This window comes from Pseudanabaena minima str. Chao 2107, assembly GCF_051131155.1.
GTDB classification, from domain to species: Bacteria; Cyanobacteriota; Cyanobacteriia; order Pseudanabaenales; family Pseudanabaenaceae; genus Pseudanabaena; species Pseudanabaena minima.
In genome coordinates, this window is record NZ_CP159508.1 from 3,908,779 (window position 1) to 3,922,025 (window position 13,247).

Annotated in this window: 12 protein-coding genes and 1 riboswitch; of the genes, 6 read left to right on the forward strand and 6 right to left on the reverse strand. The window is 43.4% G+C overall.

The genetic code is table 11. The features are described from left to right. Positions 1–26: 26 nt before the first annotated feature. The 5 genes from thiC to ABM313_RS17870 all read right to left on the reverse strand — a co-directional run bounded on the left by thiC (position 27) and on the right by ABM313_RS17870 (position 6,004). Entirely contained in the window at positions 27–1,412 is a 1,386-nt protein-coding gene (thiC, locus tag ABM313_RS17850; protein WP_434684505.1) for a phosphomethylpyrimidine synthase ThiC, read from the reverse strand. 7 nt (positions 1,413–1,419) lie between these two features. Beyond that, positions 1,420–1,516: riboswitch (TPP riboswitch) on the reverse strand. A gap of 596 nt (positions 1,517–2,112) precedes the next feature. Further along, on the reverse strand, positions 2,113–2,865 hold the full coding sequence (locus tag ABM313_RS17855) for a DUF561 domain-containing protein (RefSeq protein WP_434684506.1): 753 nt from the start codon (positions 2,863–2,865) through the stop codon (positions 2,113–2,115). A gap of 363 nt (positions 2,866–3,228) precedes the next feature. Beyond that, on the reverse strand, positions 3,229–4,560 hold the full coding sequence (locus ABM313_RS17860; RefSeq protein ID WP_434684507.1) for an ATP-binding protein: 1,332 nt from the start codon (positions 4,558–4,560) through the stop codon (positions 3,229–3,231). A gap of 88 nt (positions 4,561–4,648) precedes the next feature. Continuing rightward, a complete protein-coding gene (locus ABM313_RS17865; RefSeq protein WP_434684508.1) occupies positions 4,649–4,933 on the reverse strand; it encodes a DUF7734 family protein in 285 nt (94 codons plus the stop codon). 144 nt (positions 4,934–5,077) lie between these two features. Beyond that, entirely contained in the window at positions 5,078–6,004 is a 927-nt protein-coding gene (locus ABM313_RS17870) for a hypothetical protein (RefSeq protein WP_434684509.1), read from the reverse strand. Positions 6,005–6,646: 642 nt separating this feature from the next. On the opposite strand from ABM313_RS17870, the gene ABM313_RS17875 reads away from it, so the two are divergent. Beyond that, a complete protein-coding gene (locus tag ABM313_RS17875; protein WP_434684510.1) occupies positions 6,647–8,464 on the forward strand; it encodes an ABC transporter ATP-binding protein in 1,818 nt (605 codons plus the stop codon). 32 nt (positions 8,465–8,496) lie between these two features. On the opposite strand, the gene ABM313_RS17880 is transcribed toward ABM313_RS17875, so the two are convergent. After that, complete coding sequence (locus ABM313_RS17880; protein WP_434684511.1) at positions 8,497–8,841, reverse strand: winged helix-turn-helix transcriptional regulator; 345 nt, start codon at positions 8,839–8,841, stop codon at positions 8,497–8,499. Positions 8,842–8,963: 122 nt separating this feature from the next. On the opposite strand from ABM313_RS17880, the gene ABM313_RS17885 reads away from it, so the two are divergent. The 5 genes from ABM313_RS17885 to ABM313_RS17905 all read left to right on the forward strand — a co-directional run bounded on the left by ABM313_RS17885 (position 8,964) and on the right by ABM313_RS17905 (position 13,229). Continuing rightward, complete coding sequence (locus ABM313_RS17885) at positions 8,964–9,572, forward strand: flavodoxin family protein (protein WP_434684512.1); 609 nt, start codon at positions 8,964–8,966, stop codon at positions 9,570–9,572. A gap of 450 nt (positions 9,573–10,022) precedes the next feature. Further along, positions 10,023–10,388 carry a cupin domain-containing protein gene (locus ABM313_RS17890; protein ID WP_434684513.1) on the forward strand — a complete coding sequence of 122 codons (366 nt, stop codon included), beginning with the start codon at positions 10,023–10,025 and terminating at the stop codon, positions 10,386–10,388. A gap of 4 nt (positions 10,389–10,392) precedes the next feature. Next, positions 10,393–10,800 (forward strand): hypothetical protein, encoded by a 408-nt coding sequence (locus ABM313_RS17895; RefSeq protein WP_434684514.1) that lies wholly within the window; start codon positions 10,393–10,395, stop codon positions 10,798–10,800. A 578-nt stretch (positions 10,801–11,378) separates the two neighbouring features. After that, positions 11,379–12,263 carry a Sll0314/Alr1548 family TPR repeat-containing protein gene (locus tag ABM313_RS17900; RefSeq protein ID WP_434684515.1) on the forward strand — a complete coding sequence of 295 codons (885 nt, stop codon included), beginning with the start codon at positions 11,379–11,381 and terminating at the stop codon, positions 12,261–12,263. A 129-nt stretch (positions 12,264–12,392) separates the two neighbouring features. Continuing rightward, on the forward strand, positions 12,393–13,229 hold the full coding sequence (locus ABM313_RS17905; protein WP_434684516.1) for a Cof-type HAD-IIB family hydrolase: 837 nt from the start codon (positions 12,393–12,395) through the stop codon (positions 13,227–13,229). Positions 13,230–13,247 lie beyond the last annotated feature (18 nt).

The following is a 13,247-nucleotide window of genomic DNA, read 5'->3' on the forward strand; positions in this document are numbered from 1 at the left end:
TGCACCTCCTTTTTTTAGATTTTTGATTAAGCTGAAGTTACAGGCTCTTTAGCCAAAAACTTCTCAAGCTCAGTAATTGCTTCCGCATCAACCTTCTCTTGCATCGGACAGAACTTAGGTCCACACATCGAGCAGAATTCTGCGGTCTTATAAATATCCGCAGGTAATGTCTCGTCATGGTATTCCTTAGCCCGTTCAGGATCGAGAGATAGCTCAAACTGCTTATTCCAATCAAAGTTGTAACGCGCAGTTGATAGCTCATCATCGCGATCGCGAGCATTAGGACGATGACGGGCAATATCTGCTGCATGAGCTGCGATCTTGTAGGCGATCAAACCATTGCGCACATCTTCGGCATTGGGCAAGCCAAGGTGTTCCTTCGGTGTGACATAGCAAAGCATGGCAGTACCATACCAACCAGCCATCGCTGCACCGATCGCCGAAGTGATGTGATCATAACCGGGGGCAATGTCAGTGACCAGAGGCCCAAGCACATAGAAAGGCGCTTCGGAGCATTCTTCCATTTGCTTACGCACATTGAACTCGATCTGATCCATTGGCACATGCCCTGGACCTTCGACCATAACTTGAATATCATGTTCCCAAGCACGGCGAGTAAGCTGTCCGAGAGTCTTCAATTCCGCAAGCTGAGCAGCATCAGATGCATCATGCAAACACCCTGGACGGAGTGAATCGCCTAAACTGAAGGAAACATCATGCTTCTTGAAGATTTCGATGATGTCATTGAAATGGGTATAGAGAGGATTTTGCTTGTGATGATGCAACATCCAACGCGCCAAAATACCACCTCCACGGGACACAATACCTGTCAGGCGATTCTTCACCAGAGGCAAATGCTCGATCAAGATCCCAGCATGGATAGTTTGATAGTCCACGCCTTGCTCAGCGTGCTTCTCAATGATATGGAGGAAGTCGGCGGCGGTGAGATTTTCCATTCTGCCATGCACACTTTCGAGTGCTTGGTAAATGGGAACTGTGCCGATAGGAACGGGTGAAGCGTTAATAATCGCAGTCCGAATCACATCTAAATCACCACCACCTGTGGACAAGTCCATCACGGTATCAGCGCCATATTTAACCGATAGATGGAGCTTGGCAACTTCTTCGTCAATATTAGAAGAGTTAGGGGATGCACCAATATTGGCATTGACCTTACATCGGAAGGCAATGCCAATTCCCATGGGTTCAAGATTGGTGTGATTCTTGTTAGCGGGAATAATCGCCCGACCTCTAGCAACCTCAGCACGTACTAATTCGACGGGAAGATTTTCACGCCATGCTACATACTGCATCTCTTCAGTGATGATGCCTTGACGAGCGCAGTGCATTTGCGTACCGCGATATTCCCCGCGCCTTGTGGGTGCAGAGTTAAGCTTTAGTCCAACTGTCATGTAAATTTCCTCAAATAATTTGCTTTCCTACGCCGATGTCAATCGGTTCAGGTTCTAAGGATTTGCTCTCAGTCTGGTTTTCACAGACACTCCTAGCATCTTGAGATCATAGCACTGTAAAGCTAGTGCTTATAGTTAGAGATAAGCTGGACTATAAAAATTAACTATTGCTATGGGTAAAGGTGAAAAGTAGTAGGGGCGGGTTTAGTCGATAATTTAACCATGCACCGTAAGGTTGTCGTCAAAACCCGCCCCTACAGAAGACAATGATCTTATTAAATTTCCAATCCTTAAGTAAAATCAATATTAACGTCAGTTCGATGAAAGCGGAAAATGGTAGGAATCGCTAAGCGATTCTTACCATTTTCCGCCATTTGCGGCGGGCGAAGCCCGCCGCAAATGGCTATATCGAACTCACGTAATATTAGCGAAGATAGCCAATAAAGTTGACAAGCTCAGGGAAAGAATCATCTGGCAAGTTATCAATTAACTCAATAATCTGTTGTCGCGTTGGAGTTAGAGTATTCATAAGCAAATATGAAAGATACTCATCATGTTTTAGCTGCAAGATTAGGCGATCGCACTTTTAGCTAGCTGATTTATGAGAAAAGCGATCGCTTTGAACTAGAAAATTCATAGCGATCGCCTTTTAGTTTATGGATTTTGCTAATTTGCTAGCGAGAAATTAAGCAAATATTGATTACACAACTGCTTGGTTAGCAACATTGCTATCAATTGCTTCTTTAAGAGCGCGAACAGTGGCAATCATTGAAACCACATCATTCAATTGGTTGACTGCGGAACCAACACCAACACCAGAAGCTCCAGCAGCGATCGCCATTGGTGCAGTGATATTGCTCAAACCAGAAGCGCACATTACGGGGATAGAAACTGCGCGACTAATCGCATGGGCAGCAGCAAGGGTAGGCGATGCCTTTTCGATCGCACCAAGGACACCTGCATGGGTTGGAGCCGAGCTTGTACCACCTTCAGTTTGGATGATGTCTGCGCCGATCGCTTCGAGCTTCTCAGCGAGGGTGACTTGCTCATCAAGGGGCAAGGTGTGAGGAACGGTGACAGAAATTGCTGTGTGGGGCAATAATGCTCTGGTTTCTGCGGTCAAAGCAATGATTTCGTCGGCAGTAAATACACGACCTTGAGCATAGAAACTATCATAGTTACCGATTTCGACGAGATCAGCACCATTAGCCACAGCATCAGCCAACTTGTGAGCTTCGACTGCCGATACACAAATGGGCAACGAGCAATTAGCCTTAGCGATCGCAATTAGTTCAGCATCAGCCGCAATATCAACAAATGTTGCGCCACCGCGATCGGCTGCTTGCACAACCATTTTCACAGAGTCGCGATCAAAGTTGTGGAGACCGCTAATAATCTTGAGAGTGCTGCGGCGGCTAAAGGCGGTTACTAAGGTAAGAGGTAAACGAGACATAAAGTTTGTCATCCTAATAGACTGAATATTTAGATGTAGGAATACTTTAACGCGATTTTGCATAAAACCCAAAGAGTGGGTGGCAGCGAGAAGTTCTGCCTCATCGTAAGTTTTGCTTAGGACATAAAACCAAAAAGATGAGTAGCGGTGCAAAGCACCGCTACTCATCTTTTTGGTTTTGAATCATTCCATTTAGAGATCGCCAAATTCCTTCTTAAAGAGCATGTTTGAGAAGTCTCATATCTAGCATAAATTTCTGCTTTTACCCCCCTTAATCCCCTGCCTCTCAAAGGGGGAAACTTGAATTCTCCCCCTTTCAAGGGGGAGTTAGAGGGGGTAAAAAACTTCGCAAACAGACTCTAACTATTTGAGTTCTAAATCTGCCTGCAAAAAATTGATAAACTGTTGGGCAGTACGTCCCGATTGTCCATTATGGCGAGTAGCCCATTGCAAAGCTCGAAAATTGAGATCGTCATCCAGTAGTTTAATACCAGCACGTTTGGCGAGGTGATGTACGATTTTGAGATAGATTTCCTGATCGGCTTGCAGAAAGGTGAGAGTCAAACCAAAGCGATCGCTTAAAGATAACTTTTCTTGCATAGTGTCCCAAGGATTGACTTCTTTACTATTACTGAGATCTCTTAAAGTGGGGCGATCGCTAAAATATTCGCGCAACAAATGACGACGGTTAGAAGTTGCATAAACCAAGACATTACTTGGCTGTGCCGAAAGATTCCCTTCTAGAACTACCTTGAGCGCTTTATAGTCTTCACTTTCTTCTTCAAAGGACAAGTCATCCACAAAAATGATAAATTTTTGTGGAACTTGGCGCAACATATCAGCAATAATTGGCAAGTCTTTAAGATCATTTTTGGCAACTTCGATTAAACGTAACCCGCGATCGCGATAGGCATACATCAATGACTTGACCATCGAAGATTTGCCCGTGCCGCGACTGCCATAGAGCAAAGTGTGCAATCCATGATAGCCAGCCAAAAAAGCTTCTGTATTCTTATATAAAGTTTGGCGTTGTGACTCGTAGCCGATTAGATCGGATAGTTGTACCAGATCAGGATAGGCAATTCCCTCCAGATGACCTTTGTGCCAACGGAATGCTCCGTAATCGGTAAATATCCCCGTGCCTGAGTGTTTGTAATAATCAGCTAATTCGGGTAAAAGTTGCGTCCAGTCATCGGTTGCTTGAAATTTGAGAATCAGCGATCGCTTCGCTTCAGATATTTGCGACATGTCACTTTCTATCAATTGCCAAGCAACAGGGCGATCGCCAAAGGACTCTATGCAATCAACTAACTTGTTTCCACCCCAAAGACTAATCTCTTCTAAAACTTGTAGATCATGCTTAGCGGCTACAACCAATGACACTGGTAAATCATCAAGGTCGGTAGTTTGGGCTTGCTGACTAAAGGGATTATCAGAAGCCAGAATCTGCGAAATGACATAATCTCGCCAGTTGAAACCCGTTGAAGCGATCGCTCTAAACCATCTGCCATAGGAAAATAAATAGTAAAGCCGCCGTGAACTATTTTCATGCCCGTCTAAGGCATAGTTAGCAAGGCTACGCAATAGCTTCACATAAGCTGCCCATGCTTCTTGCTTTAATACATTTTGATACAGCAGTAGTGAAGCGATCCTCACTTGTCTGTCATAAATTGATTGCCGCGTTTCGTCAAGCATATTTACTAATCTGTAATTAAACCCAAACCCGTAACGTTTCACCCCATAAGGGCGCAACTCTGCAAGAGTTTAAACTTGCGAGTGTGTATCACAAATAATTTTGGAACTCTTCCCATTTTATCCCTTGTTGGAGATAGTTAGGCTGATTTTGTTTATAGGGGGCTGTGAGGCGATCAATACTTAAAATTTCAGCGCGATCGCTAATTACAGGTACATCAGCATCAAAGGCGGTTGCGCGCATCAATGAGCTAGAAAAACCCTTAAAAATCATCACTTCGTCAAGTTCACCATCAATTTGCAGCTTGACCAGTAGAACTTCTTGAGGATGTTGATTACTATACGTTTCTAGTTGTTGAGCTTGATTTGCCGACATGTTTTTTGCTTTAAGGTTAAGTTGGTGGATGATCACCATAGAGGCAATTTATCAATTATAGCTGCCAAGGCAAAACCCAAGAGGCGAATGGCGGCGCTTTGCGCCGCCATTCGCCTCTTGGGGACATCTATATATGAATTGACTTTAGGAATATTGCACCGAGTCTTTGAAATTTAAGAAGGAATTAGTTTTCTGTTTCATGCCAGAATCCATTTGTTCGGGATGCCGAAGCAGCGTATAAAACAGGGTGAAGTAAATGACTTTGATTGTTCCAACTGCGGCTCCAAGAATTTGATGAAAGATTGATCCAATGTATAGAACAGCAATAATGATCATTGCACTTACCTGAATACTAGGATTTAGTAGATAGATTAATCCCACCGCAAGCCCAATTAGAATTAAATACAAAGGCATGACGAGCCAGACGATCACATCTCCCACAAAATCGATCCCAAACACACCCATTAAAACTGAAGGTACATGATTGCGTAAATCTTTAATCTGAACAACTGCGGTTTTTATGGTCAACCGATCAACTGCGATCGCAGGAATGAGATAGTGATTAACTAGATCCCAAATTTCAATGGCTCCTTGCACCATTAGATCAATCAAAAGTTTCTTAATTGCCCCCCAAATTCCTTGCTGTTCTGCATCGCGAATGGAGCCAAGATATTTGAAAAACATATCGATGAAAGCTATAAGTCGAATTTGTCCACCCACGCTATCCACCATTCTCTGAGCTTGCTCGAATGAGGGTTTAGTCCCACAAGCCGTAGTACAAGCTAGCCAGCTCAGACGTAACTTCAGCTCTGTAAAATAAAAAAAACTCCAAAAATATAGAATAATTACAATCAGAATCCCTATAGATCCGACAGGAGCCAGTTTAGCTCCTAGAAAGAAAAATAAAATCGAACCCCAGAATATTGTAGTCATCGTGAGGGATACGAAAATGATGCGGATTAAAGGTTGAAAAACTGCGGGATTTAGTCCTAACAAGGAATAAGTATTTTTGAGAAGAAAGAAAGTATCTTGGACCTTTGATGCGAGTGATTTCTCCGATATTGCTCTCATAACTCCTTCTGTAAACAATACTTAGTAATACTTAGTCAGTATGTCATATTTTCATCTTTTAATCTTTGAAGTATAAGATATCTCTTAGGAAATCATACTCATTATTATGAAATAGCCTTTGAATTTGTCTAACTCAACTTTTTAATTAATTTATCTGTCAAATACTCATCAGCAGACAGCTCCCGCCGCTCAGTCTATACAATTTGCTAAACCTGCTGATGCGATTAAACCTACTAAGTAGCTAAGATTGCTGTGTCGCCCGCTACGCGGGCGACACAGCAATCTGGGTTTGGTTTATAACTATGCCGAGCTACTTAATATGATAAAAAATGAAGCTATGAAAATTCACATCTCTACTGATGCCATGAAGCAATTGATTTGTAAAAACTTCTTTGGCAATTAGATAGAATGGTTGTAAAAACCAAACTGTGAATGAGCAATTTGCCTAGTTACAGCTTATTTCGGTTAGCCTAGCAATACAGAGCTTTGTGCTCAAACCCAAACCAAGAAAATTTTTAAAGAGTTAATCCGTAATACTTTAAAAATTTTCTTATGGTTCTTTTGATCGGTAATGGCTATCTATATGTCAGGACTTCATCTGACTAGTTTATCTAGATTTTCTCATTGTGGATTTTGACGAGCATGACAGCTAATTTTTGGGACATCGCACGTTACTTTAAACGCTATCGGACAAAGGCGATTTGGAGCATCACTGCTTCTAGCGTATTTGAAATTATTGATCTCACTGTTCCCTATGCGGTAGGGCAAATCCTGAATGTGTTGTCGGGGCGATCGCTTGATTATGAAATCAATAACTTCGTAATGGCAGCAGTGTCACTATTTGGACAACCTGTGACGCAAACAACTTCATTAATCACTCTATCGGTTTTGATTTTTGTAGTTACAGTGATCCGTGCGCCCATGCAGGTATGGTTTGCCAATAACTTCCATTGGGAAATTGCGCTCAAAACCCGTCGCGATCAGACCCAAAAGGCGATCGCGAAGATCTTGACTTTGCCCATTGAGTTTTACGATGAGAACAATGCGGGACGGATTGCAGGGAGAGTGGCGCGAGGCTTAGCCAATCACATGTGGTCATATCCTGAAATCGCAGGGCAATTGATTCCGAAAGTGGTACGAATCCTCGGTATTTTTGTGATTATCTGTGCGATCGCATGGTGGATTTCGGCTTTCTTTTTAGTGTCATTTATTTTGGTGCTATGGGGTAGCTTAGGGAAGCTGAAGGATCTTACAAAAATGGAAGAAACCCTTGATATTTATCAAGAAAATACCGAAAGTCGTACTTCAGAAATTATCACCAACATCAAAACTGTCAAGGCTTTTGCCAATGAAGCCAAGGAATATAAACGCCAAAGTGATCGCCTTGTGCGTGAAGCAAAAGTTTCGCTCTGGGGCATTCATATTGGCTATGTAAAACTGGGGATGGTGCGGGATACGGTTTTAGAAGCCTGTCAATTTGTGGTGTTCGGAGCCGCTCTATTTGCAACTTTTGGGGGCAAGATGTCCATCGGGCATTTCATTACCATTTCCACATTGGCGAGTATGGCATATTCAGAAATTAAGCCGATTTGTTTGCTAGCAGAAGTGTTTGCAAGGCGCTATTCTTCGATGCTACGGTTTCATGAGTTTATGAAACAAACAAATGGACAGGATGCGGCGATCGCGCTCCATCCCAATACCAAATATCCCCAATATCGTTTTGATGGCAAAATTGAATTTCGCAATCTTACCTTTGGCTACGATCGCGATCGCCATGTTTTAGAAAATATCCAATTTACAATTGAGCCGTATGAGACTGTTGCGCTAGTCGGACGGTCTGGTTCAGGAAAATCTACCTTGGTAAAACTGCTGTTCCGTTACTTTGAGCCAACGAATGGCGGGATTTTGATCGATGGTCAAGGGATTACGGAACTAGATATCACTGGCTATCGTAAACGTCTAGCGATTGTGCATCAGGAGGTAGATATCTTCAATGGAACGCTGATGGATAATCTCATGTATGGAAATCCTACAGCGACCTTTGCCGAAGTCCAAGAAGCCTGTGCGATCGCAAGCGTTGATGAATTTCTCCATTTATTACCACGAGGCTATAACACGATTGTCGGTGAGCGCGGTGTGCGGCTTTCGGGTGGTCAGCGTCAGCGATTAGGGATTGCGCGAGCATTGCTAGTTAATCCTGACATTCTCGTATTTGATGAAGCGACTTCTAGTCTTGATTATGAATCGGAGCGATCGATTCAATTAGCGATGCGCCGCATTCAGGGAACTCGCACCACAATTGTGATTGCTCACCGTCTTAGCACTGTGCGCGAAGCTGATAAAATCGTGGTTTTAGATCAAGGTCAAATTGTGGAAATTGGTTCCCATCAGCAGCTTTTATCTCAAGGCGGCATTTATCATCGCTTGCATTCGTTACAGGAATCAGGAGAACTACTATAAAAAGATGAAGCTGAGCTTCATCTTTTTTATCACTAACCAGCTTGAATTTCTTCCTGACCATACCAACGCTGAGCTAAATCATCTAACTGATCCAAAATAGCCATCAATTCCATCGCCCTCTCCGTTAATCCATAGGTTACTTGAGGCGGAACCGTAGGCTCATAATGGCGATACAAAATCCCCTCCTGCTCCAACATCCGAAGCCGTTCAGTCAGCATCTTCGTAGAAATACCCTCTATCTTGCGCTTCAAAGCCCCAAACCTTGTTGGTCCCGAATTTGCTAGCACCCACAAAATATACATAGTCCAAGGTCCCGACAATAAATTAGTCAAAGCACTCACAGGACAAGGATTAAGTTCTCGCGATCGCTGCACCATTACTAGTTACCAGAAAGTTCCTATCAGTTACGAAAAAGTACCTACTTTACTTTCGTAGGTAGTTACTTTTAGTATCTAATCATAACCCACATCAACAACTCAAACAACTCACAGAGGTTGCTATGACAACGATCGCCATTGTTTATTTTTCTGGCTCTGGTCACACCCACTTAACCGCCGAAGCGATCGCCGTAGGATCTCGCAAAGTCGCTAATCATGTTGACCTGCTGCGGATTACAGGAGAGCAAATTACCAATGGTCGTTGGCAAGATGACGAGATCATGGCAAAGCTTAATCAAGCCGACGCGATCATCTTCGGCTCTCCCACTTATATGGGCGGAGTCGCCGCTCAATTCAAAGCATTTTTGGACGCAGCCAGTTCCGCTTGGTTTACCCAACAATGGAAAGATAAAATTGCGGCAGGATTTACCCACTCCAGTTCTCCCAGTGGCGACAAGCAAGGCACTCTAATTTATCTATCTGTCTATGCAGCGCAGCATGGCATGGTATGGATAGGAGCAGGAGAACAGCCAAGCTCTTATCAAGGAAAAACCGATGGAGTTAATCGCTTAGGTTCCTTCCTTGGCACTATGGGACAAACTCCCATGAATCTATCAGGAGGAGAGCCAGTTCTAGACTCAGGCGATCGCTTAACCGCCGAATACTTTGGACAACGGATTGCCCAAGCTACAAAGCGTTGGAATCTAGAAAAAGTAGCGATCGCAGCTTAAGAAATATTTACTCACTTCCCATCCAAGAATTAGAGGTGAGGCGCAAAGCGCCTCACCTCTAATTCTTGGGTTGCTCCTACGATAAAATAAGACTTTCACAACATTTTTGCGTAAGTATTATTTTATTTACTGATGTTACATGGGACTTAGATGGTAGACCTCTTGCTGCTAGCGAAGCAGGGCAAGCACGGGGGCATTGCCCCTACCTCAAAATTTAGAGGTTACTGTAGGGGCTCAGCCCCCGTGCCAGCCCTAGACCTTTGCTATAACAGGAATTCCTTCCACGTAACATCAGTTTCGTAGAACAAAGATCGTCATAATGTTTCCATCTCATCTTCAAAGAGGATTTGGAGACCAAATCCCTACATATTTGTAAAGGTAGGGGCTTGGAGACCAAGCCCCAATCTCCGCGTTCCACATAACATCAGTTATTTATTGAGAGAGTAATACATGTCAAAATCTATTGCTACTTATTGGAATCCATTAGACTTAAACAATAGTCATCAATGGAAGCCAATCCTTGGACTAGAAGGGATAGCGGAAGAACTGACCTTGAGCATCGATCAAGACACAGGCGAATATACTCGCTTAACTCGATTTCATCCCAATGCAGACACAACTGCTTTTGGTAGCAAAAGCCATCCCTATCCTGAAGAAATATTCATCGTCAGTGGTCGCCTGTACGATCGCGCCTTTGATCTGTGGTTAGAAAGCGGTCATTATGCCAGTAGACCACCACACGAAATGCATGGACCATTTAAGACTGACATTGGATGCGTGGTGCTAGAAATATCTTTTCCCAATCGGGTGAACTAAAAAAATGAGAAATCAAGCTTGGTATGTAGCGGCATTAATTGGAATTATGTGCTTGATTCGGTTTGGACTAAGTGCGATCGGTTATGTCGATCCCCATTGGCTGATGCAACAGCTAGGCGCACCCCTAGCATCAAATCTGCAAATGCCTTATATCATTCGAGTTTGGGCGATTAGAGATATGGTCTTAGCTATTCTGGTGGCGTTTTCCAATCAGGCTACGATCAAAGTCCTTTTATTTGCTTGCATTGCCATTGACTTAACCGATATTTGGTCAGCCCACCTGAGTGGTTTAGAGGGGCTATTCAGCGCGACCGATACATGGTCATTAAAACTAACCGCGATCGCTGCCCTACTACCAGAATCTATAGCCTTAGCTTTAATCATGCGGAACTCTAGCCAAACACAAGAATAGATAAAGGACTTGAGCCTTTAGCCAAGAACTCAAGTTACGTGGGACTCAGATAATGAACCTCTTGCTGCTAGCATAACAGGGCAACCACGGGGGGATTACCCCTATCTGTAAATTTTAGATCTCGTAGGGGCTGTGCCCCCGTGCCAGCCCTAGACTTACGCCATCGCAAGAATTCCTTTCACGCAACATCAGTTAAAAGTATTCCTTATACCAATTCACGAAAGTGTGACAACACTTTTGTGAATTAAAAACCAAACCCAGTAAGGGTTTTAAAAACACAAAATGGCTACGCCATTTTGTGTTTTGGTATTAGTCCACTTCAGTGGACTTGAGCTTTTAGCCTGCACTTGAGTGCAGGGCTTGATATTAAGTCTGGGTATTAAAGAAGCGAAGAAACTTTTTGTAAATTACCATCGTCCTTGAGTGCATTAACGTAATTATGTTGCAGACAACCTAAAACATCAGACCAAATTTAGATTAAGTATTTAGATTAAGTCCGAGTTGAATTTGTCAGAATATCTAAAGATACGATCTAAACATTGCTAACTACTTATAGCCTGATATTTTCGGGGAAATTTATGAAACGCTCTTTGAAATTTATATCCGTATCTCTGTTAACAGCATTAATCACTGCCGCTACGGCGATGCCTAGCTTTGCCGCAGATCCATTCCGCTCCCAAAATGCTAGGGCGATCGGCAGCGAAACCCAAAAAGCCTTTGAGTTAATGTTCAAAGACGGAAACTATACGGCGGCTGTAAAGCAGTTAGATTTAGCTGTGAGAACAGAAGCAAACGAGCCACTGTTATTCGCTTTACGCGCTTCCACCTTCTATGCCAGAGAAGACTACTTAGGAATGCGCGTTGCAGGACAGCGCGTTCGATCTAACGCCGAAGCTTTGAAGGGTAAAGATAACCTCAGAGCTTATATCTATATTGCTGCAAGTGATTTGATTGAGGCAGGATATATTGTCAAAACTGAAGGTGTATCTAGTGCACCCAAGGCTTTGCCACTAGTGCAAAGCGTTTTTGACAATATCCAAAAAGCCAAGGATATTTCTCCCAATGATCCTGAGCTAAATTTGATTAAGGGCTATATTGACATGCTAATTGCATCAGTATTACCTCTGTCAGACCTTGAAACAGCTTTGGAAAGCCTCAAGCAATATGCAGCGCCTGATTATCTCAAATGGCGTGGCATCGCTCTAGCCTATCGTGATGCTCGCAAGCCTGACCTTGCTCTAGACGCAGTAAACAAAGCTCTTGTCTCTGCTCCCAATAATCCAGAGCTACATTACCTAAAAGGACAAGTGTTATGGATGCAAAGCGACAGCAATATTCCAACCGCCAAGAAGCAATTTGAGCTTGCTCTAAGTAAGTCTAAGCAACTCAATCCTAGCCTGCTAGACGAGATTCGCGGACAATGCCGCAACATCTCTGGTGGTGTAGCTTGTCCTGAGAAATAAACAGTAAAGGCGGCGCTTCGCGCCGCCTTTACTGTTTTAGATTTCCAAGCAAGGTATTATAAAAAAGTAGGGTCAATTCATGAATTGACCCTACTTTTTTATCCAAAGCAAAAAGAAAGCAAAAAACTCATGGCACAAGACATTAAACTGATCGTGGTAGATATCGATGGCACGATTAGTGGTGATGCCAATCAGGTCAATGATGCAGTCAAGCAAGCGGTAAAAGCAGCTCAGGCTAAAGGTGTAAAGGTGGCGATCGCCACGGGTAGAATGTATCGCTCGGCAGTACGATTCCATGAATTGATCGCTTCAGATATGCCGTTGATTTCCTATCAAGGCGCATTCATTAAAGATCCCAAGACCGATGAATTAGTTGGACATTGGCCAGTTGAACTCGAACAAGCACTCTCTTTGCTCGATGATCTAGGAGAATTTGCAACTAATGACAAGCTTTCAATTCATATTTACGTGAATGATGAACTCTACGTTCGGAAAATGACCGCCCAAACTCAAGCCTATGCCGAACGCTCTAAGGTTGGAGTCACAGTAGTCGGTGATTTGCGAGAGTTCCTCACTAGTAAAAGTACCGATCATCCGCCAACCAAGATTCTTGCCTTGAGTGATACTGCGGAACTGGTGACAGAAATGCTCCGAGTTCTCAAAGATCGCTATACACCGCAACAACTCTATCTGACTAAATCTGTGGCTACTTTCTTTGAAGCGACTAATCCGATCGCCAATAAAGGAACTGCGGTTAAGCATTTAGCTGAGAATATCTTGGGATTTGACCGATCGCAGGTTTTAGCGATCGGTGACAATTTCAATGATTTAGAAATGATCGAATATGCAGGTATTGGCGTAGTTATGGGTAATGCCCCTGAAGGCTTAAAGCCTCTTGGTAATTGGGTTGCGCCCACTGTCGAAGAGGATGGAGCGGCTGTAGCGATCGCTAAGTTTGTGCTTTAGCTAATTTGATCAAAATAG